This is a genomic window from Phormidesmis priestleyi ULC007 (assembly GCF_003003695.1).
In the GTDB taxonomy this organism is placed as follows: domain Bacteria; phylum Cyanobacteriota; class Cyanobacteriia; order Leptolyngbyales; family Leptolyngbyaceae; genus Phormidesmis_A; species Phormidesmis_A priestleyi_A.
This window is the reverse complement of sequence record NZ_PVWG01000010.1, coordinates 41,614-67,310: the sequence shown is the minus strand read 5'-3', so window position 1 is coordinate 67,310 and position 25,697 is coordinate 41,614. Positions and strand designations below refer to the sequence as shown.

Annotated in this window: 25 protein-coding genes and 1 pseudogene; 12 read left to right on the top strand and 14 right to left on the bottom strand. The window is 47.4% G+C overall.

Going from position 1 to position 25,697, the window contains the following annotated elements; genetic code table 11:
- Positions 1-3 precede the first annotated feature (3 nt).
- Entirely contained in the window at positions 4-726 is a 723-nt protein-coding gene (locus C7B65_RS11165; protein ID WP_073071938.1) for a response regulator, read from the bottom strand.
- A gap of 325 nt (positions 727-1,051) precedes the next feature.
- Between C7B65_RS11165 and C7B65_RS11160 the strand changes: the two genes are divergently transcribed.
- Together C7B65_RS11160 and C7B65_RS11155 are read left to right on the top strand one after the other, a co-directional pair.
- Positions 1,052-1,540 (top strand): DUF1622 domain-containing protein, encoded by a 489-nt coding sequence (locus C7B65_RS11160; RefSeq protein WP_073071937.1) that lies wholly within the window; start codon positions 1,052-1,054, stop codon positions 1,538-1,540.
- Between the two features lie 59 nt (positions 1,541-1,599).
- Positions 1,600-1,782, top strand: coding sequence for a hypothetical protein (locus tag C7B65_RS11155; RefSeq protein WP_143162051.1), 183 nt, complete (start codon positions 1,600-1,602; stop codon positions 1,780-1,782).
- A 174-nt stretch (positions 1,783-1,956) separates the two neighbouring features.
- Here the strand turns inward: C7B65_RS11155 and C7B65_RS29610 are convergent, their stop codons facing one another.
- The 4 genes and pseudogenes from C7B65_RS29610 to C7B65_RS11140 form a co-directional block, all read right to left on the bottom strand.
- Positions 1,957-2,193, bottom strand: coding sequence for an MliC family protein (locus C7B65_RS29610; RefSeq protein WP_073071933.1), 237 nt, complete (start codon positions 2,191-2,193; stop codon positions 1,957-1,959).
- Between the two features lie 371 nt (positions 2,194-2,564).
- Positions 2,565-2,711 carry a WD40 repeat domain-containing protein gene (locus C7B65_RS29605; protein WP_397428392.1) on the bottom strand — a complete coding sequence of 49 codons (147 nt, stop codon included), beginning with the start codon at positions 2,709-2,711 and terminating at the stop codon, positions 2,565-2,567.
- Between the two features lie 11 nt (positions 2,712-2,722).
- Positions 2,723-2,914, bottom strand: a pseudogene (locus C7B65_RS29600) (antibiotic biosynthesis monooxygenase family protein); the annotation flags it as partial.
- A 43-nt stretch (positions 2,915-2,957) separates the two neighbouring features.
- Positions 2,958-5,057 (bottom strand): PA14 domain-containing protein, encoded by a 2,100-nt coding sequence (locus tag C7B65_RS11140; RefSeq protein WP_073071932.1) that lies wholly within the window; start codon positions 5,055-5,057, stop codon positions 2,958-2,960.
- Positions 5,058-5,653: 596 nt separating this feature from the next.
- Between C7B65_RS11140 and pds the strand changes: the two genes are divergently transcribed.
- The 4 genes from pds to C7B65_RS11120 all read left to right on the top strand — a co-directional run bounded on the left by pds (position 5,654) and on the right by C7B65_RS11120 (position 9,358).
- Positions 5,654-7,075 (top strand): 15-cis-phytoene desaturase, encoded by a 1,422-nt coding sequence (gene pds / locus C7B65_RS11135; protein WP_073071930.1) that lies wholly within the window; start codon positions 5,654-5,656, stop codon positions 7,073-7,075.
- Positions 7,076-7,112: 37 nt separating this feature from the next.
- Positions 7,113-8,045 (top strand): 15-cis-phytoene synthase CrtB, encoded by a 933-nt coding sequence (gene crtB / locus C7B65_RS11130; RefSeq protein WP_073071928.1) that lies wholly within the window; start codon positions 7,113-7,115, stop codon positions 8,043-8,045.
- A gap of 198 nt (positions 8,046-8,243) precedes the next feature.
- Positions 8,244-9,107, top strand: coding sequence for a WecB/TagA/CpsF family glycosyltransferase (locus tag C7B65_RS11125; RefSeq protein WP_083582919.1), 864 nt, complete (start codon positions 8,244-8,246; stop codon positions 9,105-9,107).
- Between the two features lie 53 nt (positions 9,108-9,160).
- Positions 9,161-9,358 (top strand): Uma2 family endonuclease, encoded by a 198-nt coding sequence (locus C7B65_RS11120; RefSeq protein WP_073071926.1) that lies wholly within the window; start codon positions 9,161-9,163, stop codon positions 9,356-9,358.
- Between the two features lie 175 nt (positions 9,359-9,533).
- Here C7B65_RS11120 and C7B65_RS28770 read toward each other — a convergent pair whose 3' ends face one another.
- The 3 genes from C7B65_RS28770 to metH all read right to left on the bottom strand — a co-directional run bounded on the left by C7B65_RS28770 (position 9,534) and on the right by metH (position 13,989).
- Positions 9,534-9,716: a hypothetical protein gene (locus tag C7B65_RS28770; protein ID WP_073071924.1), complete on the bottom strand. Its 183-nt coding sequence runs from the start codon at positions 9,714-9,716 to the stop codon at positions 9,534-9,536.
- Between the two features lie 22 nt (positions 9,717-9,738).
- Positions 9,739-10,335, bottom strand: a complete 597-nt coding sequence (locus C7B65_RS11110; RefSeq protein WP_073071922.1) for a Uma2 family endonuclease — start codon at positions 10,333-10,335, stop codon at positions 9,739-9,741.
- Positions 10,336-10,419: 84 nt separating this feature from the next.
- A complete protein-coding gene (gene metH / locus C7B65_RS11105) occupies positions 10,420-13,989 on the bottom strand; it encodes a methionine synthase (protein ID WP_073071920.1) in 3,570 nt (1,189 codons plus the stop codon).
- 453 nt (positions 13,990-14,442) lie between these two features.
- Here metH and C7B65_RS11100 point away from each other — a divergent pair, with 453 nt between their 5' ends.
- Complete coding sequence (locus C7B65_RS11100) at positions 14,443-14,898, top strand: hypothetical protein (protein WP_219898488.1); 456 nt, start codon at positions 14,443-14,445, stop codon at positions 14,896-14,898.
- Between the two features lie 88 nt (positions 14,899-14,986).
- On the opposite strand, the gene ftsH3 is transcribed toward C7B65_RS11100, so the two are convergent.
- Together ftsH3 and C7B65_RS11090 are read right to left on the bottom strand one after the other, a co-directional pair.
- Positions 14,987-16,825: an ATP-dependent zinc metalloprotease FtsH3 gene (gene ftsH3, locus C7B65_RS11095; protein WP_073071918.1), complete on the bottom strand. Its 1,839-nt coding sequence runs from the start codon at positions 16,823-16,825 to the stop codon at positions 14,987-14,989.
- Positions 16,826-16,889: 64 nt separating this feature from the next.
- Positions 16,890-17,714: an aminotransferase class IV gene (locus tag C7B65_RS11090; protein WP_073071916.1), complete on the bottom strand. Its 825-nt coding sequence runs from the start codon at positions 17,712-17,714 to the stop codon at positions 16,890-16,892.
- A gap of 57 nt (positions 17,715-17,771) precedes the next feature.
- Here C7B65_RS11090 and C7B65_RS11085 point away from each other — a divergent pair, with 57 nt between their 5' ends.
- Positions 17,772-18,374, top strand: coding sequence for a Uma2 family endonuclease (locus tag C7B65_RS11085; protein WP_073071914.1), 603 nt, complete (start codon positions 17,772-17,774; stop codon positions 18,372-18,374).
- 25 nt (positions 18,375-18,399) lie between these two features.
- Here the strand turns inward: C7B65_RS11085 and C7B65_RS11080 are convergent, their stop codons facing one another.
- Complete coding sequence (locus C7B65_RS11080; RefSeq protein WP_073071912.1) at positions 18,400-19,599, bottom strand: glycosyltransferase; 1,200 nt, start codon at positions 19,597-19,599, stop codon at positions 18,400-18,402.
- Positions 19,600-19,793: 194 nt separating this feature from the next.
- On the opposite strand from C7B65_RS11080, the gene C7B65_RS11075 reads away from it, so the two are divergent.
- From C7B65_RS11075 to C7B65_RS11065, 3 genes are all read left to right on the top strand, one after another.
- Positions 19,794-20,705 carry an amino acid ABC transporter permease gene (locus tag C7B65_RS11075; protein ID WP_073071910.1) on the top strand — a complete coding sequence of 304 codons (912 nt, stop codon included), beginning with the start codon at positions 19,794-19,796 and terminating at the stop codon, positions 20,703-20,705.
- A complete protein-coding gene (locus tag C7B65_RS11070; RefSeq protein ID WP_073071908.1) occupies positions 20,705-21,709 on the top strand; it encodes an amino acid ABC transporter permease in 1,005 nt (334 codons plus the stop codon). The genes C7B65_RS11075 and C7B65_RS11070 overlap by 1 nt, the downstream gene beginning before the upstream one ends.
- Positions 21,710-21,907: 198 nt before the next feature.
- Positions 21,908-22,984: a fatty acid desaturase gene (locus tag C7B65_RS11065; RefSeq protein ID WP_073071899.1), complete on the top strand. Its 1,077-nt coding sequence runs from the start codon at positions 21,908-21,910 to the stop codon at positions 22,982-22,984.
- 54 nt (positions 22,985-23,038) lie between these two features.
- Here the strand turns inward: C7B65_RS11065 and C7B65_RS11060 are convergent, their stop codons facing one another.
- Positions 23,039-23,470, bottom strand: a complete 432-nt coding sequence (locus C7B65_RS11060; RefSeq protein WP_073071897.1) for a retroviral-like aspartic protease family protein — start codon at positions 23,468-23,470, stop codon at positions 23,039-23,041.
- 8 nt (positions 23,471-23,478) lie between these two features.
- Positions 23,479-23,754, bottom strand: coding sequence for a hypothetical protein (locus C7B65_RS11055; protein ID WP_073071895.1), 276 nt, complete (start codon positions 23,752-23,754; stop codon positions 23,479-23,481).
- Between the two features lie 108 nt (positions 23,755-23,862).
- Between C7B65_RS11055 and C7B65_RS11050 the strand changes: the two genes are divergently transcribed.
- Positions 23,863-25,083 (top strand): MFS transporter, encoded by a 1,221-nt coding sequence (locus tag C7B65_RS11050; RefSeq protein ID WP_083582917.1) that lies wholly within the window; start codon positions 23,863-23,865, stop codon positions 25,081-25,083.
- 116 nt (positions 25,084-25,199) lie between these two features.
- On the opposite strand, the gene C7B65_RS11045 is transcribed toward C7B65_RS11050, so the two are convergent.
- Positions 25,200-25,697: a type II toxin-antitoxin system YhaV family toxin gene (locus C7B65_RS11045; RefSeq protein ID WP_073071891.1), complete on the bottom strand. Its 498-nt coding sequence runs from the start codon at positions 25,695-25,697 to the stop codon at positions 25,200-25,202.

Here is a 25,697-nt window from a genome sequence, read left to right as displayed (position 1 = left end):
CTGCTACTGAACCAGCCCGGCTCTGAGGGCGCGCACGGCCACTTGAGTTCGATCGTCCGCACACAGCTTGTTGAGAATGTTCCGAACGTGGGTTTTGACTGTTCCCACCGTGATGTAAAGCTTCTCGGCGATTTGGGCATTGCTGCATCCATCGACGATTAGCCTCAACACCTCTAGCTCACGTTCAGTTAACGGGTAAGTCAGCATCATTTCGTTATCTTCGTCAGATAGCCGATTGATGTTGATCGTGCTAGAAGCCGGAGATGCAGCCGCTTGATCGGGAGACGTTTGCACCTGATGAAGCACAATGCGTGCGATCGCCGGATCGATCCAAGCGTTGCCTTCTGCGGTGGTTTTGACGGCTTCAGATAACCGATTAAAGCTCGTGTCTTTCATGCAATAAGAATCTGCCCCAGCCGCAAATGCAGCCAGCACCACAGCTTCGTCATCTTGCATCGTCATGATCAACACGCCAGTTTTAGATGCAGACTCTCCAGCTTCCTGAGACTTTTTAAAGCGCTGGGTTAGCTCAATTCCGGTCATATCGGGCAAGCCTACATCGACGATCGCCACGTCAGGTCGGGTGGTTTCTAGCAGCTTTAGCCCTGACTTTGCATCTCTTGCTTCACCCACAATTTCAATCTCTGGTTGCTGCTGCAAAATCGCACGAATGCCAAATCGTGTCAGATCGTGGTCTTCAATTAAAGCTACACGAATCGCGTTCATCGCTCACTCTCCATTAGTCTTGCAATTATACAGCGAAGCATCAGTTCAAGGTTGCTGGAGTTTGTTCAAACTCAAAGGCTATCCCAGTAAAATCAATACTACCTCTTAAGTTCAATCCTAAAGGGTGTTATTTAGATTATTTGTCTATCTGAAGGCAGAGCTTAGATCGGGCTAATTAATTTACTGTGGAGCGCTATTAATTATTTACGATGAGTCTCAATCTGCGACTCTAACAGGCATAGGGTCTTTAATAGTGACGATCGTTAATTTAATAACGCACCTACCAAACTATTTGAATGTGTAGAGCAACACAGAGATTTATTCAATGAAACAGAATCGCGATTCGCTGGTCACGCTTTTATTGCCCTTTGCGCTGATTTTAGGATTAGTGCTGCTTCTCAGTCTTAATGTTGAGCAAGCCGATCGAGTCGTCACTTCTAACGATCTTTTAGAGTCATGGTTAAAGGTCACGATCGGATATTTAGCAGCGGTGGCAGAGATCTCGGCAGCAATTGTCATCGGGTTAGCGGTCATTCAAGGATTTTTGACTTACTTGAAACAAGTGCTGTCTCGATCGCGCGTTCATTTTGATTCAACAGAATTGATTCGCCTCCAGTTAGGGCGAGCTTTGGCGTTGGGGCTAGAATTTAGTGTGGCCAGTGATATCTTGCGAACTGCTGTCGCTCCAAACCGTCAAGACATTCTTAACTTAGGCGCGATCGTGTTGCTCAGAACGCTACTCAACTATTTTCTCGAACGAGAGATTCGGCAAGTCGAGCAAAGTCGCTCTTCTGATGGTGAAAGAGTCAATTGACAATCGGCTTTTATTTCGCGGATTTCTCTTATTATCAAAGAGTCTCTACTCAACACCCTGTGCTTAGAGCTATTGAAGGAATTTACCAAGATGGCAAGGTTGAACTTGCCGAACAACCCCAAAATGCGGGCGATCGTGTTCAAGTTCTCGTCACCTTCCTAGATAGCAATTCCATTGACCCGGCTAAACTCCGCCAACTCATCGACCAACTAGAAACCGTCGCTGGACTTCAGCAAGATTGACACTGAGGATGAATACTCATCACAAAGGTGAGATGCTCCCGGTTACAACGGGTTCTACAATGCTCCTTCGCATCGGCTCTTGATTAGGGAGGTGAGTAGTCAGTTTCACCTGTGTGTCGAGAAGAGGTTGATACAGCGATCGCCCTGTTGCATTTCTCAGGCCAGGGATTCAGGCTATGGGGTGACACAATTTTCATAAGCAGGTTTGTTGTTGATCTCGATTCTGGCTTCCTTTCCCTTACTGAACAAGTGATAACCAGCATTGACATACTGGATACCAGAGCCTGATCGAACCTGACGCATCCTTAAAACTTGTCTGGTGTCCAGCAGTGTCACCTTTGCTTTATCCTGGGTGAACGTTGCCACAAAAGCTTTGCCTTGACTGCATGTATTCTCGTGGCATAGATGCAAGCAGAAAATTCAAGCTTTCAGAACGCTAGTTTAACGTCAGTTCGACGAGTTTTTTCGCTTCGTTCTCAGCAGCTTCTGCCCCCTAAATCCCCCATTCTGGGGGACTTTGAGTCAATACTTTCGGTTTCAAAGTCCCTCACTTGTGGGGGATTTAGGGGGCTTCCCGAATTCACAACCGGAGCGAACCACTTCTGTCGAACTGACGTTAGTTTATTTCGGTTTCTGTGCGGTTGCCGATTCGTTGTCGCAGAGGTGACGATCGCTCTCTAATAAATCGGGCGCATTCTTCAGGGAGTCAGACAGCCAACTACATCCCTGTGTAATTAGTTGACTCAGGGGAGCAGAGTTCCAAGCCTGAACTTTTCCTGTCTTCAAAAACGACTATCCGCGCTAAACTGAGCGCTCAATACATTTCCCTGATGCCCATTGATCTGGATAATTTGCGTGCCCGGTAAATCCCACACACGAGCCGTTTTATCTGCTGAAGCTGTGATAATGTGCTTTCCGTCTGGGCTGATGACCGAAATCCAACAATGTAGTCATCCAAAGTGTTCCAGTACACCAGCAGAATGTAGCGATTTGCCGTTTTTATACAACGTTGGAGTTGATGAGAAATGTAACCCGGCATACTAGCAACGATCGCTGAAGCTGCTTTGAAAGTAGTCTCAAATTCAGGAGCTAGACCGGGTTTAACATCTAAGACCGCAACTTCTAGAATCACCGATTATGACTCCGATTCAATACAAAAACTTTAGCGTTTCTTCTTAACCCGTCGCTTGTGGGGTCAACTTCACCACTAATGGCGAATCGGGAACATCCAACACGATTTGGGTTGGAGAGGTATATTGACTCACCGGATCGATCGAGCTATTTGTTAAATAAGTCGTCGCTTGTTGAGTCGGAGTGATCAGATTTAAGGTAACTTTCTGGCTGACGGGCGCATCTGTACTAGTTACATCTAACCACATCACTAGGTAGCGATCGCCATTGCTCTTTTGCAGCAGCGTATGCCGCAGGTCTTTGGTGTTGCCAGTCAGGTAATAACTTAGAGAACCCGAAACCGCCGCGCCTTGAGAATCTTGCAGCAAACTAATTAAATTCTTGATTGAGTAAAACGCGGGCTTAGGAGTGCCATCGGCTCTAATTAGCCCAAAGTTGTTCTCCATGTCGGACTTTGCTCGCTCATCCATAAATTCATACGAGAAGGTGCGCTTCACTCCTCGGTTGAAATATTCTAAAAACATTCGAGGAAGATACTTCGCAGAAACACCCTCTGAGACTGCTTTTTGACTAGGATTTGGATCATTGACAGCATTGTGCCAGCCTGTTTCAGTTGCCACGATCGCGCGAGTTCCCGAAACTTTCTTCGTGTTAGGAATCCACTTAGTATCTAAATCCTGATCGGGTTGGTTGCCCCCGGCATAGCTGTGCATATTGCCATGATCGACCACCGATTCCAGAGAAGCCATGCGAGAGCCGTTTTCAGAAAACGCCAGCGAAGGAGCTAAGACCGACACAAATGACGTAGCCGGATCGCCCTTCACCGCATTGTATAAGTCTGTCTGATAGTCAGCCACCCCTTCTGGAAAAGACTTGCCTTTGTAAGTCAGCGTCGAATTGACATCCCACTCATTCGGACCTTCGATCGCGGTCACTGATGGCAACACTTTTTTGAGTAAGTCAACCGCATTGTCAGGAGTAATGCCATCGCGGGGATCCATTACAAGGGTTGATCGAATCCCAAAAGTTGCCAGCCGATTGAGCTTCTCAAACATACCAGCATTGTTACCCCCATCTCGAATATGGCGAATGCCTAACTCTCGCAGTCTGGGTTCTACGACATCGCTGTAGCGCCCATAGCTCGTATCGGTATAGCGCAGGTGCGTCGCGACTCCCATCGAGTCTACAAATGAGTCAGCGCTCTGGGCTTGCTCAGTTAACGATCGCCCGATCGCCGATAGTAGATAGTTAGTCTGCACATCTCCACTCGTATATACCTGAAGATAATAGGTGCCAGCGTTGAGCAGTGCGTCGATCGTCTCTAACATTGTTCCATCATTTGCTGAAGAGTTGAGCACGTTGCCCTGGCTATCTAATATATTCAGATTAGCGTTGGCAGTTAGCTCACTTAAATTCAAGTTTAAGTGACTGGGTGTGTCTACACTAAAGCGATAATAATCACTGAGATTAGTTGAACTAACGCTATCTCTAACCTCATTGGTTGCCAGTGGACCCCAGTCTAGAGCGCTGGTGAAATCAGCCGATTGACTGCGGGCAACACGATCGCCCGTAGAAAGCTGACTTTGAGGAACCACTTCTTTAACTTGACTGAGGCTAGACCACAGCAGCTTAGACACGGCATCGCCGCCTTGCTCATAATAGTCAAGCTGAATATCAACCTTCTGTCCGGCGATGAGATTGATTACACTACTGTCTTCGGCCAGCGCGTGAGGAGTCCAGTGATCGATCAAAAGTTGTCCGTTCACCCACAGCCTCACCCCATCATCTGAGTGAGTATAGAACGTGTAGGCTTCTGATTGAGTCGGCAAGATTTGCCCAATCCAGCGCCCTGAGAAATGGTCGGCGGCGATCGTCGCATCGGGTGAATCCTGCCCCCAGTCAAAGTCTACTGTGGCATCTGTGCGAGTCAAAACGGGAGTTGTAAAGTCTTGATTGTTGAAATATTGAGCAGATAATCCTGTCGTCCCCACGGGGATCAAAGTTGCTGCCGATGTTGAAGTGAGTTCTGGAAAGGTTGAACTGGTACTGCTAGAACTAGTGATCCCGGAAGAAGTCTGCGGAGCAAGCGCATCAGAACTTACACCCACAGCAGAAGATTGGGTGGCGAGATTGGAATCTAGCACAATGATTTTTCCTCTGAGAATTGAAAACTGCCCTTAGCCGAGTCTTTGGGTGGGCAAGCTCTCAGAATTGATGACCACAGGGATTTTGCAAAAAGCTACTAAAGTTTGGCTGACAGATGAAATTCTGCTATCTGGACAGTCGAGATCTGGGAAAGAGTAGCGCTTTTGCAAAGGGTGAAGGCAGGAACACAAAACCCAAATGAGACTAGAACATTGAGATTGGGATAAATATTATCCGGTTGCAGCACTATTGACAACACTAAACTTGAGATCACTGAGTCACGATCGCCTCTACTTGGACACAAGTCAAAATGCTCTCCGCAGAAGTTATTCAAGAATATTTGGCAACTGAAACTTAGACCTCTATACACACAGATAGATTCGCGAAGATTTTTCATTTTGATCAATCGAGAAGATGCACGACGACCTCGCCTATTTCAGATGATGTAAAGAATTGTAAAGCTTTGGATATATCCTCATTACTTCCTGCATATTTTTTGTCTGAAACAACAATTCTCTTCAGCAGGCTGAAAATGTAACGGTTTGCAACGTATAATCAGAACGAATTAACGTTCAATCATTCTTTAAGAGAAGACATGCGAGTTGCGATCGCCGGAGGCGGACTAGCAGGGCTATCCTGCGCCAAATATTTAGTCGATGCAGGGCATACCCCAATCGTGCTAGAAAGTCGGGACGTTTTAGGTGGCTTAGTGGCTGCCTGGAAGGATGAAGACGGAGACTGGTATGAAACAGGGCTACACGCCTTTTTTGGGGCTTATCCAAACATGCTGCAACTGATGGCAGAGCTGGGCATCTCCGATCGACTTCAGTGGAAACAGCACACTCTGATCTTTAATCAGCCCGAAAAGCCAGGAGTTTTGTCTCGCTTCGATGTGCCTGACATTCCTGCGCCCTTCAACGTGATTGCATCGATTCTCCGCAACAACGATATGCTGACCTGGGAGCAGAAGATTCGGTTTGCGTGGGGGCTGCTTCCCGCCATCATTCGCGGTCAAAAATATGTCGAAGAGATGGACAAATATAGCTTTCTAGAATGGCTGGAGCGGCAGGGCATTGATGAGAAGGTCAACAGCGATATTTTTATTGCAGCGACAAAAGCGTTGACGTTCATCAATCCCGATGAGGTGTCTTCTACAATTCTTCTGACGGCGCTCAATCGCTTTTTGCAAGAGCGTTACGGCTCTAAAATTGCCTTTTTAGATGGCTCACCAACTGAGCGTTTGTGTCAACCGATCGTTGACTACATCACCGATCACGGCGGAGAAGTTCATCTCAAAAAACCGCTCAAAGAAATTCTTCTAAACGCAGATAATACGGTTCGTGGATTTGCAATTCGGGGCATTGATGGCGCACCTGATGAAGTGGTCACCGCCGATGCTTACGTTTCAGCCATGTCGGTCGATGTGATGAAAGTCCTTAGACCCGATGCCTGGAAATCGATGGATTTCTTTAAAAAGCTAGACGGTCTAGAAGGGGTGCCCGTGATCAACTTGCACTTGTGGTTCGATCGTAAGCTCACCGACATTGACCAATTATTATTCTCACGCTCGAATCTCCTGAGCGTCTACGCAGACATGAGCGTAACTTGCAAAGGCTATGAAGACCCCGATCGCTCAATGCTAGAACTCGTGCTTGCCCCCGCCAAAGACTGGATCGATAAATCCGATAAAGAAATCATTGCAGCAACCCTGATCGAGATTGAAAAACTTTTCCCTCAGCACTTCAAAACCGACAGCCCAGTCACACTGCGGAAATATAAGGTAGTGAAGACCCCTCGATCGGTCTACACCGCGTCTCCAGGGCGACAGGCATTTCGTCCTGACCAGACCACACCCGTGAAAAACTTCTTCCTTTCGGGTAGCTATACAATGCAGCGATATCTTGGCAGTATGGAAGGTGCCGTACTTTCTGGTAAGCTGACAGCGCAAGCGATCGAAAACTATCCATCGCTTGCTGTCTCTCCCGGAGAGCAGCGCAGCCTAGTCTCGACCCCATAGCAAGTAGCGCTTTGTCAACCCTCCAGACTGCAACAGAATGCTGCAATTGCCCGAACCAACTACCTCCTGCATAAGAACCCTGGCTTCTGTAGAAGAAGCCTACGAGCTTTGCCGCAAAATCACGGCAAAGTATTCCAAAACGTTCTATCTAGGAACGCTCCTGATGTCGGCGGAGAAACGTCGAGCAATCTGGGCAATTTATGTCTGGTGCCGTCGCACCGATGAACTTGTCGATGGGCCTAACGCCAGCTTAACGACCAACGAGACGTTAGATCAGTGGGAACGACGACTCGAAGCGATTTTTGTCGGTTACCCTCATGATCACTATGATGTTGCCCTCGTCGATACGCTAGAGCAGTTTCCGCTCGATATCGAGCCATTCCGAGACATGATTGCCGGGCAGCGGATGGATCTGTACCGCAGTCGCTATCAGACCTTTGATGAGCTAGAGCTTTACTGCTACCGCGTCGCCGGAACCGTGGGGTTGATGTCTACAACGGTGATGGGTCGAGATGAGACTCTGCCCACCGCCCCGTGGGATCAGCCCAAAACCAATAATCCGATCGACGAAGCGATCGCCCTCGGCATCGCCAATCAACTCACTAACATTCTCCGCGATGTCGGCGAAGATGCCAGTCGCGGTCGCATCTACCTGCCTCTCGAAGATTTGGCACTTTTTAATTACACCGAAGACGATCTGCTTAAAGGGGTCGTTGACGATCGGTGGCGGGCATTGATGGCGTTTCAAATTCAACGGGCGCGCAAGTTTTATGCCTTAGCAGAAAGTGGAATCGGTGCCCTGAGCGAGGATGCTCGATGGCCCGTCTGGTCGGCCTTGATGCTCTATAGCCAGATTTTGGATGTGATTGAGCGCAACGATTACGATAATTTTCGCCAACGGGCTTATGTGTCAAAGCCGAAAAAGATGGTGGCGTTGCCGATCGCCTGGCTGAGAGCAAAAGTTTTGTGAGCAAACGCCTCATAGTGATTTAGGTTTGATGAATTCTTTTCGATGAGCCGATATAAACACTGCGATTTGAGTCATATTAATCACTCTATAGCTAGAGGTAAATGCTGCGAACATGATTCGCTGACACGCCTTTAGTGGTAGGGATGCGATTATTTCAGTCGAGATAGGTCGCATCCGATCCTTTGCGAGTAGATCACTATGGCTCGAGAAACTCCAAGAGTTGTCAGGAAAGAACAGGTTCAACGGCTTTATCGAGATTTTAGAAAAGCCGTCCTCGCTTCGACTGCCAACGAAATCATCCGTGAAAATCGCACGTCACTTCGCGAGAAAGTCGAAGTTCTCAACGTTCAAATCGACAACTTGTCGCGAAAGGAGCTGCTCGATCGACTCACAAAAGGGGTTGTCTTTACACCAAACGTCGATCATTTGATGAAGCTGCAACATGATCCCACCTTCCGACAAGCTTATGAAGTCGCCGATTACAAGATTTGCGATAGTCAAATTGTTCTCTATGCCTCTAAGTTTTTAGGCTCTCCTTTGCAAGCCAAAATCTCCGGCTCTGAACTTTTCCCAATTTTTTGTGAACATCATAAAACTAACGAAAAAATCAAAATCTTTCTGCTAGGAGGCTCTGAGGGCATTGCCGATCGGGCAAAAGAACGCATCAACCGCAAAACTGGCCGAGAAATTATCGTCGAGGCGCATTCTCCCTCATTTGGGTTTGAGAAAGACGAGATCGAGTGTCAAGCGATCGTGCGGATGATCAACGATTCTCCCGCAACTGTTTTGGTGATTGGGGTCGGCGCACCCAAACAAGAGATCTGGATTTCTAAATACAAAAACCAGCTTCCCCAGATCGATATTTTTATGGCGGTGGGTGCCTCGATCGACTTTGAAGCCGGAAACAAGCCGCGATCGCCCGACTGGATGAGCAACTTGTGCTTAGAGTGGCTCTATTGCTTGTGGTGTGAACCTACTCGCCTCTGGAAACGCTATCTCATAGACGATCTCCCGTTCTTCTGGCTGATCATCAAGCAAAAACTGAATTTGACCCGAAGGTAATAAAGCAACAGTCGTTAATGTAAGAGCAGCACCCGCGTCTCTGATCCATAAGCATGCCCCAGGCTTCTGTCAAACTGAGCTTTGGCGACTATCTAACTTATGACGACGGAAGTAATTATCGATATGAGTTTATCGATGGGGAACTGATTCAAATGACCCCAGCGACTCATCGGCACCGCAGAATTAGTCGATATTTAGAAGAAATGCTGCGGCAAGAAATCACTAAGGGGCTTAGATCTCTTGGTACTTAGGGTGCTGAACCGCGTCCTAAGCTGTGTGGCTACAGCTATAGAAAGCTTTGCGAGGCAGTATACCAAATCGCTTGAGCTAATCTAAATCTCCTGCCGCAAAAATTTGCGCTGCTGCTATTTGCAATTCTGAGAATGTTGGAGAAACTAATCGATCGCTCCCTCGAAACTGCTGACTCTAATATTCCCCATTTACTAATTGATGAATCATGATCACGAATCCTGTTACTTGTTCATGAAGTCCCGTAGGTTCCAAGTCAATTAATTCTCCATCGATCAATTCATAGCGATCGTTCTCTAGGTAGCGATCAACAAACATTTCAAAACTTAACTCTGACTGATTAAGAATTGCTGGAATCATAAAGATTTATGCCCAAAAAGCGTTACGACTCTGATGCAATGACTTCTTCAAAAGACACACCCTCATAAATTTCAGCGACGTTCATTTCAACATCAATTGAGGCAAACTTTACGATGTCTTCCGTCGATTCGTACACGCGATAAATCCAGAGGTTGTCTTCTGTTTTAGTGTATTGCTGAATCTCTAATTGGTATTGATTGATTAATACATATTCTTGTAGTTCAGGAATCGATCGATAGTACCTAAATTTCTCGTTCTGATCATACTCTTGTGTTGATTTAGATAATACTTCGACAATCGATCGAGGATTGAGAACAGTATCAGTACGATTTTCGTAAAGCACAGGCTCACCCTGAATCACCATCACATCGGGATACGTGAACCTGCGATGCTTAGGAATCCATAAACGAACATCGCTACTAAACGGCTCATAGCCTTTACCCCGCAGAGCATATTTCAGGAATGCAGCAACTGACAAGATGATTCGGTTGTGATTCAAAGATCCGCCTGTCATCGGGATAATTTCTCCATCGTGGTATTCACTTTTGAATTCAGCTTTTTCTTCGAGAGTAAGGTACTCTTCTGGGGTGTAGCGTTTTTTGACTTCTGTGGCTTGCATGGCAATCACTCACGATCGACTACTTAAATAATAAGCGAGATGCAATTGCTCACATCTCGCCTAACCAGTTTTATAAGTTGAATCCTATGCGCTGAAGTATTTCGCCGCAGGATGGTAGGCGATGATCGCTGTTGTCGATTGTTCTGGATAGAGTTGTTCACTCTCATCCATGTGCAGATTTAAGCGATCGCTGCCCAACAGTTCTAGCAGCTTATATTGGTCGTGAATGTTGGGACACGCCGGATAGCCGAAACTATAGCGAGAACCCTGATAGCGTTGTGCCAAGATATCGCGGATGTTGTCGGAGTCTGCGTCGCCAAAGCCCAACTCGCGGCGAATTTGAGCGTGAACCCATTCAGCAAGGGCTTCTGCCATCGAAACCGCCATGCCGTGGAAGTAGAGATAATCGGTGTAGTTATCCGCCTCAAACAGCGTCTTTGCGAATTGGGTTGCGACTTCACCCATTGTCACCGCTTGCATGGGAAAGACATCGATTTGCCCCGACTCTTTAGAGGCGAAGAAGTCGGAAATGCAATAGCGACGCAGCGATCGCTGCCGAGGAAAGTTAAACGTCGCAACAGGAGCCGATATATCGAGTGTGTTCGGGTCATAGAGGTGCAGCGAGTTACCTTCTGACTGACAGGGGAAGTAGCCGTAAATCGCTTGAGGATGCAGCAAGTTTTCCTCAACAATGCGGTGTTTCCAGATGTCTAGAATCGGGTAGACTTTTTCTGCTAGAAATTGGTCGTAGTCTTCGCGAGTCTGTTCTCGTGGTTTGCGGAACTGCCACTGTCCGGCGATCAGTGCCTGCAGGTCTAGATGCCAGAAGAGTTCTTGCCAGGGAAGGTCAGACGGTTGCAGAATTTTGGTGCCCCAAAAGGGAGGTGTGGGGCGGGGAATGTTGGGATCGATCGACTCCGATCGGGTTAAATCTTCCGGCAACACTTCAGAAACAGTTTCGGCATCCGTTACATCTACCGTTTGCTCGTCTGTTACAGTTTCTGTTAAATCGGCTGCTAATGCTTCATTTAAGAAACCTTTTAGATCATTCCACTCGCCGTTGTTCTTAGCGGGCATGAATTTATCCATGAAGTGGAGATCAGAGAAGGCATCTTTACCGTAAACCACTCGACCGTTGTAGGTTTTTTGACAATCCTCATAGACAAATTTTGGCGTTAGCGCTGCACCTCCCAAAATCACCGGAACTGTGATCCCTTTTTCGTTGAAGACTGCCAGGTTATCTTTCATGAAAGCCGTTGACTTTACGAGTAAGCCGCTCATCGCAATGCAATCGGCTTTGTGTTCCATGTAAGCATCAATAATCTTGTCTACGGACTGTTTAATTCCCAGGTTGATCACTTTATAGCCATTGTTGGTAAGAATGATGTCTACCAGATTTTTGCCGATGTCGTGAACGTCACCTTTGACAGTAGCAATTAGCATTACACCTTTCGACTGTCCGGCTTCTTTTTTCTCCATCAGCGGCTCTAAGAAAGCGACCGCAGACTTCATCGTCTCAGCAGATTGCAGCACAAACGGCAGTTGCATCTGACCCGACCCGAATAATTCACCGACTGTTTTCATCCCGTCTAGCAAGTAGACGTTGATAATCTCCAAAGGCGGATATTTTTCTAACGCAACTTTGAGCGCGTCTTCGAGTCCGATGCGCTCACCATCAATGATGTGGCGCTTGAGGCGTTCTTCGATCGGAAGTTTGGCATCTTCGCTACGATCGCGCTTTGTTGTTGCGCCTTCAAACACCGTCGTCAATTCTCCAAGCGGATCGTAGACACAAATATCACCGTCAAATTGCCGCTGATCGTAAATCAGTTTGCGACAGATTTCTTGATGCTCTGGGGCAATCTTCGCCATCGGCAAAATCTTGGCAGCACTGATAATCGCGCTATCCATTCCCACCTGAGTGGCTTCGTGCAAAAACGTCGAGTTCAACACCTGTCGCGCCGCCGCATTTAAGCCAAACGAGATGTTAGAAACGCCGAGGGTAATGTGACATCCCGGCAGATGTTCGCGAATCATCCGAATGGACTCGATCGTTGCCTTCCCATTCGCCCGATCTTCCTCAATCCCGGTTGAAATCGGCAACGCTAACGTATCAAAAAAAATCTCGTAAGATGGAATGCCAAACTCAACGGCTTGACGATAGGCACGTTGCGCGATCGCGAATTTCTTTTCAGCCGTTCGTGCCATGCCGTCTTCGTCGATCGTGCCAATCACCACACCCGCCCCATATTCTTTGGCGAGTTCTAGCACTTTCAGAAAGCGTTCTTCTCCGTCTTCATAGTTGGTGGAGTTGAGCAGACATTTGCCCCCGGCAACTTTCAGTCCGGCTTCCATTTTTTCCCATTCGGTCGAGTCGAGCATCAGTGGGAGATTGACGTTCGTCACGAGTCGAGACACCAACTCGTGCATATCTTTCACGCCGTCGCGTCCGACATAATCGACGTTGACATCAAGGATGTGTGCTCCTTCTTTGACCTGCGATCGTGCCAACGCTACCAAGCCATCCCAATCTTCTGCATTCAGTAAGTCGCGACACTTTTTAGAGCCACTAGCATTCAACCGTTCGCCAATAATCAAAAACGAATTATCTTGCTCGTAAGGCTGGGCGCTATAAATTGAAGCCGCCGAAGGCACATAGTGTAGAACCGGACGCGCCGCCACTTGTCCATTGCTGCGAACCTGGCGCTCTTTGGGTTTCAGCGTTAACGCGACCTCTGCCAACTGTTGAATATGATCGGGGCGAGTGCCACAGCAACCTCCAATGACTTGCACTCCCAGATCTTCAACAAAGTGACCTAGCGCCATTCTCAATTCCATTGGCGTTAGTTTATAGTGAGCGTGTCCACCGACGTTTTCAGGAAGCCCCGCATTGGGAATACAAGAGACGATGAATGGCGAATGAGCCGACAGATATTTAATGTGTTCTGCCATGCGATCGGGCCCCGTTGCACAATTCAATCCGAGAATGTCGATCGGATATGGCTCCAGAATAGACAACACCGCACTAATATCAGATCCCACCAACATCGTGCCCTGAATTTCCATCGTCACCGACACCATTAAAGGACGACGATCGCCCTTTTTCTTAAACACTTGTTCGATGCCGTTTAACGCCGCTTTGATTTGCAGCACATCTTGACACGTCTCGACGAGAAAGAGGTCTACGCCCCCGTCATACAAGCCTTCTGCCTGTTCTGCAAAGGCGGCTTTGAGCGTGTCATAGTCGATGTTGCCCAATGTGGGAAGTTTGGTGCCAGGACCGATCGAGCCAGCGACAAAGCGAGGTTTCTCTGGAGTTGAAAACTCATCGGCGACTCGTCTTGCTAATTCTGCGGCGGTTTTGCTGAGAGAGTAGGCTTGATCCGCCAAGTCATATTCAGCCAACACAAAAGAACTGCTGCCGAAAGTATCGGTCTCAATCACATCCGCCCCGGCTGCCAGAAAATCTCGGTGAACTTTCTCAACTGCCTCTGGTTTGGTGTGTACCAGATATTCGTTACAGCCTTCATAGTCGGCTCCGCCAAAGTCGGCGGCGGTGAGATCTTGCACTTGTAAATTGGTGCCCATTGCGCCATCAAAAACAAGCACAGGACGATCGGGGCTGTGAAGACGAGTGAGAAAAGCACTGTTCATAAGGCAACTAAAGACGAAGTAAAGAACTCAAATAGCGTGCTGACAAAATCCTGACTCTTTTGTATTGTGAATAAGGACTTCCAGCAGGGGAAGCGACGATCGCCATATTTTACGATTTCTATATATTTCCACTTTGACACATCTCCTCTGTCAGAGGCAGCCCAGAAGATAAGGATTCTGGATCAAAGGAGTTGGAACCGCCGTATCGGTTATTAAAATTGGGCAATGTGACGATCAAAAAGTTGCTAAAAGCGATCAAAGGAACTTACGGCAGTAAATCAAAAAATACTTGGTAGTCTTAAACAAGTTTCTTAGTTAAAAATTCTGGCGTTGCTGAATGCAAGTATGAATCTGTCTATCAAGGCTGAATCCTTTCGCCCCCTAAATTCCCCAATTTTGGGGGACTTTAAAATTCTGCTTCCCCTCAAACTTGGGGGGCTAGAGGGGCAATTCATGTTTGCATTCAGCAACGCCAAAACTCTCGCAGAGTCAATTTGGGAGGGAGATCTGATGGCGATCGAAGAAGAATACGAAGACGTGCTACAAAACATCGAATCTGGCATCATCCAGATCTATAAAGAAAACCCTGATCTGATTGATGCAGAAGTTGCGACCGCACTCGAAGCCCTAGTCCGAATTTATGGTGCAGAAGCACAAGGAAAATCGATTAGTTCTCGTCCTATTCGAGGCGTTAGCAGAAAGGTTATGGAGTCGGTACAGCAGATGTGTGAATGGCGCTTAGGTCGGGCAACCATAGCTAACCCTAAAGGCATTGCTAAAGCACCTCCGACGGTCGAAGTTGATACGATCGTGGCTTGCCTAAAACGAATTCAATCTTCGATCAAACTCTGGACACAAAAGGGCGGACGGCAAGGTTATCTTAATTTCGTCAGTCAGTTTATTGGGTAATTTCCTTAAAGATGCGATCGGCTGAATTAAAAAAGCAGCCCAGAATTAAGTTCTGGACTGCCTTCACGATAATTAGAGAGGAATGCGGTTAAGCGATCGAGGCCATCTTGACATCGTTGCTTGCCAACAATTCTTGCAGTTCTTCAGCGTCTACCGTTTCTTTCTCAACCAGCAGTTCTGCTAGCTGATTTAAGATGTGACGGTTTTCGACTAAAACTTGCTTACAGCGACGATAAGCTTGCTCGACCAAGCTCCGCACTTCGTCATCGATCGTGGCAGCCGTTTCATCAGAAAAGTCACGTTCAGCAGCGATATCGCGCCCCATAAACATGTTGCCTTGCTGACGACCCAACGCGACAGGGCCGAGGCGATCGCTCATCCCAAAGCGAGTCACCATCTGACGAGCAACTCGTGCCACTTGCTGAAGGTCATTAGAAGCGCCAGTCGTCACTTCTTCTTCGCCATAGACGAGTTCTTCGGCCAACCGACCGCCCAGAGCCACTGCCATCTGGTTTTGCAGATAAGAGCGGGAGTATAAGCCAGAATCCATGCGGTCTTCGCTAGGCGTAAACCAGGTCAAACCACCCGCACGACCACGAGGAATAATGCTGATTTTCTGCACCGGATCGTAATCGGGCATCAAAGCACCGACTAATGCGTGACCTGCTTCGTGGTAAGCGACTAGCTCTTTGCGCTTTTCGCTCATGACGCGATCTTTCTTCTCAGGGCCGGCCAAGACGCGATCGATCGCATCGTTAACTTCATCCATCGAAATTTCGGTCAGATTGCGACGAGCGGCTAGAATTGCGGCTTCGTTGAGCAGGTTAGCGAGATCAGCACCTGTGAAGCCAGGAGTTCGACGCGCAATTTTCTCAAGGTCAACGTCTTTTGACAGCGTTTTGCCGCGAGAGTGAACGTTGAGAATTTCGAGGCGACCTGCATAATCGGGGCGATCGACGACGACTTGACGGTCAAAACGACCGGGACGAAGGAGCGCCGCATCCAAGACATCAGGACGGTTGGTGGCTGCGATGATAATGATTCCGGTGTTGCCCTCGAAACCATCCATCTCGGTCAGCAACTGGTTGAGGGTTTGCTCTCGCTCATCGTTGCCGCCGCCTAAGCCAGCACCCCGTTGGCGACCGACGGCATCAATTTCATCAATGAAGACGATGCAAGGCGCGTTGGTTTTGGCTTGCTCAAATAAGTCACGGACGCGGGACGCACCCACGCCGACAAACATTTCAACAAACTCAGAACCAGAGATTGAGAAAAAGGGAACGCCCGCTTCACCCGCAACGGCTCTTGCTAGAAGGGTTTTACCCGTTCCAGGAGGCCCGACGAGCAGAACGCCTTTAGGAATCTTGGCACCGACTGCGGTAAAGCGATCGGCGTTTTTCAAGAAGTCTACAACTTCATTGAGTTCTAGTTTTGCCTGGTCAATGCCTGCGACATCGCCAAACGTAACTTGGGTTTGTGGCTCCATCTGCACTCTGGCTTTTGATTTGCCAAAGTTCATTGCCTGGTTGCCCGGCCCGTTTTGGGCACGACGCAGTAGGAAGAATAGACCCACCAGCAGCAAAACGGGAAAGAATAGACTACTCAACGCTCTCAGCCAGAAGCTTTCATCTTGTTGAGGCAGCACTGAGATATCAACATTATTCTTAATCAAGATATTGATTAGGTCGGGGTCGCTGGGTAAATTGACCCGAACATAAGTGCCATCTTGAAGCTGCGCCCGTGCGATGCTGCGATCGGCACTGATGCTGACTTTCTCAACTTTATTACTTTGAACTTCTTGGACAAATTGGCTATAGCGCCAAGTGGTGCCTGGGGCAGGCTGTTTGTCAAAAAATGCGGTTGCCAATGCAATGACAACAATTGCCAGGAGCGCGTACAGTCCTGCGTTTCTCCAGCGTTTATTCACCAGTGATAGTCCTCCTAGCGTTAGGGATGATATTCTCAGTTTTTTAATGTTAATTAATATTAACTCACTCTGAGAATCTTCTGAGGGGTGAGGTGAAGAAAAGCCCTCGCAATCTCTGAAAACTCAGGTGGGCTGGGTCATAGAGCAGTGAGTCAGCATCTCTCAGAATTGTGTGAATTGGAATCACTTCCATCACGCAATTGGTGTAAGCGATCGCCTCAAATGTCTCGATCAACTCAGCATTCCAGGATTTCTCAATTACTTCTTCATTCTGCCATCTCAGTTTGTGGATGAGGTGATTTCTCAAAATTCCGGGGAGAATTCCTGCCTTTAGGGGAGGTGTCCACCAAGATCCGTTTCGCCAACCCCACAAATTTCCAGTGCTGGTTTCGAGCCAGTTGCCTGTGTCGTCAGTGAGAATAGCTTCTTGTGCGCCTGCTCTCTGGGCTTGTTGGAGTGCCAGCCAAGGCGCGAGATAATTTCCGGTTTTGTGGTTGGGGAGCGATCGCTGCAAGTGAGAATCTGCGACCCACGCAACAATTCCGTTTTGCTGTCGTTGGGCTAAGTCTTGCGGCAAAAATCGCCCCGTAATCCACTCGCGCCCATCAGGAAAAATCACAATTTTGAGGACTGGAAATTGGGTGGCTAACAATGTTGCCCCTTGGTGAGTTCGCTCCCAGTCGGGCTGTGACCAGTGAAAGGCTTCTAAGCTCGATCGCAGTCGAGTGAGATGTTCTGTCCAACTTGTAAGCGGATGATCGAGCGATTGGTAAACACGCAGAGTCGTAAAGACGGTGGCTCCATAAATTAAAGCGGGATCGTCGATCGCCAGTTCCAGCTTTTGCCCTCTGATCAGGTGGCCGTCATACCAAAAAACAAGCTTTTCCACAGTTTTACTGAAGTAATACTAGAATTAAGGCTACTAATTTCTCAACCCAAGAGCACAATGACCACGCTGCTCATTCAATCTGAATCCATTCCTCTGACAGTTCATCTCCCTTCTATGGGAAAAACGACTCACGAGCAATTCTATGAATTGTGTCAACTGAATTCTGAGCTGCGACTTGAGTTGTCTGTGAATGGGGAAGTGATTATTATGCCGCCAGCCTTTTCAGATACGGGCAATCGTAATACCAGGCTGACCCAACAAGTGACGAATTGGGCAGATCAAGACGGCACGGGAGAAGCCTTTGACTCTAGTGCAGGCTTCACTCTACCCAACGGAGCCATTCGATCGCCCGATGCTTCCTGGATTAAGTCCGATCGCTGGAATGCCCTCACCGACAAACAAAAAGCCTCGTTTGCGCCGATCTGTCCTGATTTTGTGATTGAACTGCGATCGTCTAGCGACACTCTAAAAAGTTTGCAAAACAAAATGCAGGAATATATTGAGAATGGGGCAATGCTGGGGTTTTTAATCGATCGCAAAAATCAGACCGTTCATCTTTATCGTCCCCTGCGATCGCCTAAAGTTTTACAGCATCCAGAATCGGTGAGTGGTGATCCAGAATTACCAGGATTTATTCTGCAAATGGCGAAGATTTGGTAGAAGCAGACTACAAATTTATCTCTGATCACAATTCAAATCCCATTTCTCGGAGTCCTTTTCTGAGTCGATCGCCTTCTGATGATCCCGTTTGTTCGTGCAGCGCGATCGCTTGTCCAAAGGCCGCCAAGCTTTCGCTAACACGACCCACTTTTAAGAAAACCACACCGAGGTTTTGATGGGCTTCGGCGTAATTGGGCTGCAAGTCGATCGCGGTTTGGTAATGAGCGATCGCGTCTCCAAACTGTCCGAGAGCTTTTAAGGTGATGCCGAGATTGTTGTGAGCGATCGCCAACGCTGGATCGATTTCTAACGCTTGCTCATATAAAGCTTTTGCACCGACTAAATCGCCTTTTTCTTTGAGCAAATTTCCCCAATTATTGATGGCACCTAATTTTAGTTTAGGCAAAATCGATTGTTGAACCGCTAACTGATAGTGTTGCTCTGCTTGAAGTGAATTTTGTTCGCCATAAACACAACCCAGATGATAATGCAATTCATACAGAATCGGAGCCTCGATCTGAGACTGATTTTGAATCGATTGCAGTCCCCATTCTAATAATCGTAACCCTCGCGTTTTCGCTCCCATTTCAACATACAGTGCGCCTAACTTGCTGCACACATAAGGATCGGTGGGATGATTTGCCAGAAAGCCTTCCATGATGGTGCGGGCTTTAGCAAATTTGTCACGGGCAGCGATCGCGCTTGCCTGATAGCCATAGTGCAAAATTGCGACATCGGGTAAGTAGCCGATTTGCCAGCCGGGTTCGTGGCGCACGATCGCTTCAACGCTGTCGTCTACCATTGCGTGATAGGGGCGAGTGAAATGAATATCTCGATGGCGACGAAACAACCGAGACACCAGCGAGTAAGGTGACTGAGCGGCTCCAACTTCTTGACGGACGAGATTAACCAGAAGATGATGCGGACTGCAAATGGCTTGCCGAAGTTCAGGAATGATCTCTGGCACTAACACTTCGTCAGCATCTAACACTAAAACCCAGTCGCCCTGCACATATTTAAGAGATTCGTTGCGGGCGGCTGAGAAATCATTACACCATTCAAAAGAATAGACGTGAGCGTTGAAAGATTGCGCGATCGCGATCGTGTTATCTGTTGATCCAGTGTCTAACACAACCATTTCGTCAACGACATCACGCACACTCGCGAGACATTGGGGCAACGCTGCCTCTTCATTTTTGACAATGATGCAGAAACTCAGATTCATAATTAGAACCGATCGTTGGAATGGTTGAAATTAAGGGTCGATGCTTTTTTAGGCATTAGATTTTTCTAGCTTTAATCAAAGTAGCAGCTAGTTGATTGACTTCTCTAATGTCATAGCAGAAATCTGTTAGTGCTTTGCGCCATCGCACCTATAAAGCATTAAGCTGAGTTGATCACTTCTCTTGACGCTAAAGAATGACTCCTTTTTGGCGAAATATTCGATTTTGGCGGTTTGCAGGACAAGCGATCGCCGTCGTCTTGATCGTGTCCTCCCTCGCATTTTTAGGAAATAATCTCACTCGTAATCTGCGGCAACTGGGCATTCAGTTTGGGTTTAATTTTTTGCGATCGCAAGCTGGGTTTACGATCGGAGATATTCCCTTCGCCTACAAGCCCTCTGATAGCTACAATCTGGCTTTGTTAGTTGGGTTACTCAACTCTTTGCGGGTGATTATTGCAGGAATTGTCATCGCAACGGCGATCGGGGTCACGGCTGGAATTGCCCGTCTGTCTGATAACTGGCTTGTGCAAAAGCTGGCGACGATTTATGTAGAAGGGCTACGAAATACGCCTTTACTCTTGCAGCTTTTTTTCTGGTATTTTGCAGTATTTCTGAGTTTGCCCAAACCCGAAGATGCCATCTCTTTAGGATTCATTAACTTTAGTAATCGCGGAGTGGGGTTGTTTGGGCTACAGCTTTCACCAGAATTTTCGGCACTGCTGGCTGGGCTAACCATTTACACCGGGACGTTTATTGCCGAGATTGTGCGCGGGGGCATTCAATCGGTGCCTAAAGGACAGTGGGAGGCGGCCCGATCGCTCGGACTCAAACCCGGATTGCTGATGCGATTGGTGGTTTTTCCGCAAGCGCTGCGAGCGATTATTCCGCCGTTGTCTAATCAGTATTTGAACTTGGCAAAAAATTCGAGTTTAGCGATCGCCGTTGGTTATCCTGACTTATACGCGATCGCATCCACAACGTTTAATCAAACAGGTCGGGCTGTCGAAGTCATGATTCTCATTTGTGCAACCTATCTCACGATCAGCCTTGTGATTTCTTCTCTAATGAATCTCTATAATCGTTCAGTCCAAATCATAGAACGCTGATGAACTCAAAACCCAAAACTCAAAACTCCCCGATCGGTTGGCTTCGCAAAAATCTTTTTAACACCTGGTATAACAGTCTGCTGTCGATCGTCTGTCTCGCTCTCTCGATCTGGGTTGGCTATGGAGTAATTAACTGGGCATTCAACAAAGCGCAATGGGAGGTTGTCACATCCAATTTGCCGTTGTTTTTTGTGGGACGGTATCCAACCGATCAGATTTGGCGATTGTGGCTGGCGTTGGCGATCGTTGTAGGCACGATCGCGAATGGAATTCTCAACCCTAAACAAAGACGATTTTTAGCGATTATCATTCCCGTTTCTTTTTTAATTATCTTATGGCTGATCGGAGGCGGATTTATTCTCACTCCGGTTGGAACTAATTTATGGAATGGATTATTACTCACGTTATTAGCGGCAAGCATTAGCATTGCTTTAGCGTTTCCTCTAGGAATCTTATTAGCATTAGGAAGACAGAGCGCTCTCCCGGTTTTGCGAGGTTTTTGTACGATTTATATTGAACTAATTCGCGGGTTGCCACTGATCGGAATTTTGTTTATGGCACTGGTGATGCTGCCTCTAGTGCTGCCGGGTCAGGTGCAACTCGATCGATTGGTCAGAGCGATCGCTGGATTAGTTCTCTTTAACGCTGCCTACCTTGCAGAAAATGTGCGGGGTGGATTGCAGTCCATTCCACGAGGTCAGATCGAGGCCGCTAAAGCATTGGGATTAAACACGCCTTTATCTTTGTTGTTGATTGTGTTGCCGCAAGCGTTAAGAACTGTGATTCCTGCAATTGTCGGTCAATTCATCTCGCTATTCAAAGATACGTCATTACTCTCATTGTTTGCCTTGGTTGAACTAACGGGCATTACCCGTTCTATATTGGCGCAACCTCAGTTTTTAGGACGTTATGCAGAAGTCTATTTGTTTATTGGTTTAATCTACTGGATGTTTTGTTACACGATGTCACAAGTAAGCCGCAAACTAGAGCAAAAGAACACCTAGATCCTTAATCTGGGGATCTTGCTGAACAAAGTTAATGGCAGGGGATTACTCTAAGATGCAAATTTTTCTACCATATCCTTACTAAATTAGGCAGACGCTTGAAAATTCTTTACAAAGTTAAGCTCTAGTTGTGATAATAGACACCTCTAAACGTTAAAATGACCGAGCTAACTAAGTTTTCGGCAGACCCAAAAGTACGTGCAAGTTCATTCCGTTTCATTCGATTCGTCTGCTGTAGTAGACCCTTCTCTACAATCAGGTGAGATTCCTTTTACTCTCAAAGATGTGCGATCGGCGATTCCAGATTCTTGTTTTGAGCCATCTACTGGGCGATCGCTCTCCTACTTCTTTCTCGATTTAGGAATCTTGGCAGGGCTGTATGCCCTAGCCGCTTATCTCGATTCCTGGTGGTTTTACCCAATCTTCTGGTTTGCTCAAGGCACCATGTTTTGGGCGCTTTTTGTGGTTGGGCACGACTGCGGACACGGCTCATTCTCAAAACACAAATGGCTGAATAATCTCGTCGGTCATTTATCTCACACCCCGATCTTGGTGCCGTATCACGGTTGGCGCATCAGCCACCGCACTCACCACGCCAACACGGGCAACATTGAAACTGACGAAAGCTGGTATCCAGTCACCGAGACCCAATACAAGCAGATGGGCCATGCAGAAAAGCTAATGCGCTTTTATCTGCCCTTGTTGGCATATCCGCTCTATCTGTTTCGTCGCTCTCCGGGCAAGCAGGGTTCTCACTTTATGCCGAGCAGTTCCCTCTTTAAGCCCTCCGAACGAAACGGCGTGATCACCAGCACGGTTTGTTTAATCTTGATGGTCGGGTTCTTGGGCGTTTTGACTTATCAGCACGGGCTGCTGTTTTTGGTGAAATATTATCTGATGGGCTACATCGGCTTTGTCGTGTGGCTAGATTTAGTGACGTTTCTCCACCACACCGAAGACGATATTCCGTGGTATCGCGGCACTGATTGGTATTTTTTGAAAGGGGCACTGTCTACGATCGATCGTGACTATGGCGTGTTCAATTCAATTCATCACAACATTGGCACGCATGTGGCGCACCACATTTTCTCAAATATGCCTCACTATCATCTCAAGACAGCGACCGAAGCGATTAAGCCAGTTTTGGGCGGTTATTATCGCAAGTCGAGCGAACCAATCTGGAAGGGGTTCTTCCGCTCTTATCTAGCGTGTCACTTCGTCTCAGATGACGGCTCAAAGATTTATTATCAATCTCCGACTAATTCACGAAACTAGCGGTTGAATTGTTTTGTTGAGTAACGATCGTTCTTTGAGAGGAGCGATCGTTTTTTATTTAATCATCGCAACCGGGTAATCAGGATTAGCTGGATTAGGAATTAATCGCTGATTTTTGCAATCTGGCAGCAAATCCAACTTTTCTAATATCACCTGCCCAATCAGAATTTCATCCCCTACAACAAGTGCTTCATCGGCCGTGATCCGCCCTTCACACTCGACGATGATCGGTTCTGTAATCCCTACCAGTTCTTCAGCACCATTGGCAAATCTAGCCACCTGCTGACCTCGAATTCGCAAGCCAAGCTGCTCTGCCACACTTTGCGGAATCACCAGCATAACTGCGCCCGTATCGACAAGCGCCTGCCCCTCATATTCGCGGAGATGACGAGGAGCAAGGACTCCCCGGCTCACCATACTTTCGTCACCCGCATTGGTTAGTTTTACAGTTGTGCGAACCGCGCCCATTATTGTTTGTTCAGCCATTGTTTTTCCTAGTTAGAGAGTTCCTCATCGTTTCTAATTTCTACCGCATTTTCGTCTACGATCGTCTCTAACAAAAATCGCTTTGCCAATCGATCGTAAGTCCCTGCTCCTACAAATTGCGGATACTTATGCGATCGACTATAAATCCACACCAAATGTCCGTCTTCAAAAATGCGGACATCCTGCATCCACTTGCATTGGGGCATCAGCGACTTAGCGGTTGTTAACGCATCCAGCCAGCGATCGCACTCTTGTGAAAAACCAGGAGAAATAACTTTAAACATAATGATTCATATTCTATAGCGTTTCCCAATTCGGTGAGATACAAACAAGGGGCTTAAGTCTCTTGTTTAACAAGCCAAGATGTACTTTATCTACCCAGGAATTGCTATATGAACAATTTCATAAATCTCAGGACATCAACTATCCCCTTATTTGGCTTGATCAGTGCTGAGTTCCTCTCGTTGTTGGGCAATCAGATTGCGGCGATCGCCATTCCTATTCTAATATTGCAACAAACTCAGTCGCCTCTGATGACTGGCATTGCGAGTGCAGCAAATATTATTCCCATCCTAATGGCTGCGTTTGTAGGCGGTAGAGCGATCGACCGATTGGGTGCATGGTCGGTGAGTATCATAGCTGATCTGTTAAGCTGCATTTCTGTATTAACATTGCCACTGGCTTTTATCTACCTCGGCAAGGTCTCACCCAGCCTAGTTTTTCTACTAGTCTTTGTTGGCGCATTGTTCGATCCATCCGGCATTGCTGCCCGACAAACACTCGTACCCAGACTTGCCAGGTTTGCTAGAAAGCCGTTAGAAAAAGTGAATACGCTGCGCGGTGGACTAGAGAATGGGGCTGATTTTGTGGGCCAGATCGTCGGGGTTGGTTTAATCGGAACCGTCGGAACTATCAATGCCTTTTTCGTCAATGCTGCCAGTTTTTTGCTCTGCGCCATCATCTTCATCCTGGCAGTTCCCAAGACACAGAAGCGATTACCAGCAAGTTTCCATACCGATATTCTGCTGGGCATACGCTTCATTTTTGGTAATTCTCAACTGCGATCGCTAGCACTCATCGGCATGATTGCCAACTTTGTGATTCTGCCTTTTTTAGGGCTGCTGCTTCCTGTGCTGACCACTCAAGTCTTCAATAACCCTACCTTGTTAGGCGCTTGTCTGTCAGCCTTTGGCATCAACGCAACCTTGGGCGCTCTGTCGTTTTCGTGGCTGAGTCGTCTCTGTTCTCGCTCTCTAATTTTTTACGGCAGACTGCTAGTTAGTGGAGTCGCGATCGCGCTCTGTGGGTTCTTCACAACGCAACCTAGCATCATCATTATTTTGTCCGCATTCGCAGGTTTATTGTTGGGGGCAGGCAACCCCTTGGAACAAACGATTCTGCAAGAAGAAACACCCCAAATGCTGGCGGGACAAGTTTTCACCTCCCTCATCGCCATTAGTTTTGCAGCAGTCCCACTCGGCTTGTTGTTGGCGGGCGCTGTCACCCAACTCAGCAGCGTCGAGACAGTATTAGGTCTAAGCGGCGGATTGTTGATGATTGCTGCGATCGTGGGCTGGTCTGCTGCTCCATTTCAAAAGTTAATCGATCGGTAGACGTGAAGCGATCGAGCGTGAGCTTGCTAGACTCCATTTAAGTAGTCATCGTTGTAGCGATCTTCTATTACAACGCTAACAAGCCAACGCTAAATTCTCCACATCGTCAGAGTCAGTTAAATTTCTACTTTGACCACTTTCGCTAAACGATTAGTTTCACCTTTCGCGTCTTTGAGTAAATCATTCCAATCGTCTGGAGGGTGACCTCCTTCAAGCATTTTCCTGAAAACTCGATAAGCGTCCGTGTTACTGTTATAGGCTCGTTTAGAGTTTTCATCATTAACCCAAACGAAAACAATAATTTTGCTCTGTTGATGGCATCGAAAAAACAGTCGGTATTGCTGAAAAAATTTAGCTCTAAACCAATGCTTATACTCATCGCCGAGTGTAGTGCCTTGGCGATAATCGCTGCGGGTTGGGTCTTGAGGAATCACATCAAATGCCAGCTTTGCCATAGCAGCCAAACGCTTCGTGGCGTTCTTTTTCTTGTAGTCTTTAGGATGCTTCTGACGCAACTGTTCAACCTGCGTCAAAAGTTCTTCAACCTGGTTGAGGAAGAGAGAATGAGCAAATATGTTCCACCCATTAATCACTAGTGACGGATTGACAGACAA

Excerpts from the sequence above, each read along its gene's own strand:
- C7B65_RS11165 (WP_073071938.1), bottom strand. The coding sequence starts at position 726 with ATGAACGCGATTCGTGTAGCTTTAATTGAAGACCACGATCTGACACGA.
- C7B65_RS11160 (WP_073071937.1), top strand. The coding sequence starts at position 1,052 with ATGAAACAGAATCGCGATTCGCTGGTCACGCTTTTATTGCCCTTTGCG.
- pds (WP_073071930.1), top strand. The coding sequence starts at position 5,654 with ATGCGAGTTGCGATCGCCGGAGGCGGACTAGCAGGGCTATCCTGCGCC.
- crtB (WP_073071928.1), top strand. The coding sequence starts at position 7,113 with ATGCTGCAATTGCCCGAACCAACTACCTCCTGCATAAGAACCCTGGCT.
- C7B65_RS11125 (WP_083582919.1), top strand. The coding sequence starts at position 8,244 with ATGGCTCGAGAAACTCCAAGAGTTGTCAGGAAAGAACAGGTTCAACGG.
- C7B65_RS11120 (WP_073071926.1), top strand. The coding sequence starts at position 9,161 with ATGCCCCAGGCTTCTGTCAAACTGAGCTTTGGCGACTATCTAACTTAT.
- C7B65_RS28770 (WP_073071924.1), bottom strand. The coding sequence starts at position 9,716 with ATGATTCCAGCAATTCTTAATCAGTCAGAGTTAAGTTTTGAAATGTTT.
- C7B65_RS11110 (WP_073071922.1), bottom strand. The coding sequence starts at position 10,335 with ATGCAAGCCACAGAAGTCAAAAAACGCTACACCCCAGAAGAGTACCTT.
- metH (WP_073071920.1), bottom strand. The coding sequence starts at position 13,989 with ATGAACAGTGCTTTTCTCACTCGTCTTCACAGCCCCGATCGTCCTGTG.
- C7B65_RS11100 (WP_219898488.1), top strand. The coding sequence starts at position 14,443 with ATGTTTGCATTCAGCAACGCCAAAACTCTCGCAGAGTCAATTTGGGAG.
- C7B65_RS11085 (WP_073071914.1), top strand. The coding sequence starts at position 17,772 with ATGACCACGCTGCTCATTCAATCTGAATCCATTCCTCTGACAGTTCAT.
- C7B65_RS11080 (WP_073071912.1), bottom strand. The coding sequence starts at position 19,599 with ATGAATCTGAGTTTCTGCATCATTGTCAAAAATGAAGAGGCAGCGTTG.
- C7B65_RS11075 (WP_073071910.1), top strand. The coding sequence starts at position 19,794 with ATGACTCCTTTTTGGCGAAATATTCGATTTTGGCGGTTTGCAGGACAA.
- C7B65_RS11070 (WP_073071908.1), top strand. The coding sequence starts at position 20,705 with ATGAACTCAAAACCCAAAACTCAAAACTCCCCGATCGGTTGGCTTCGC.
- C7B65_RS11060 (WP_073071897.1), bottom strand. The coding sequence starts at position 23,470 with ATGGCTGAACAAACAATAATGGGCGCGGTTCGCACAACTGTAAAACTA.
- C7B65_RS11055 (WP_073071895.1), bottom strand. The coding sequence starts at position 23,754 with ATGTTTAAAGTTATTTCTCCTGGTTTTTCACAAGAGTGCGATCGCTGG.
- C7B65_RS11050 (WP_083582917.1), top strand. The coding sequence starts at position 23,863 with ATGAACAATTTCATAAATCTCAGGACATCAACTATCCCCTTATTTGGC.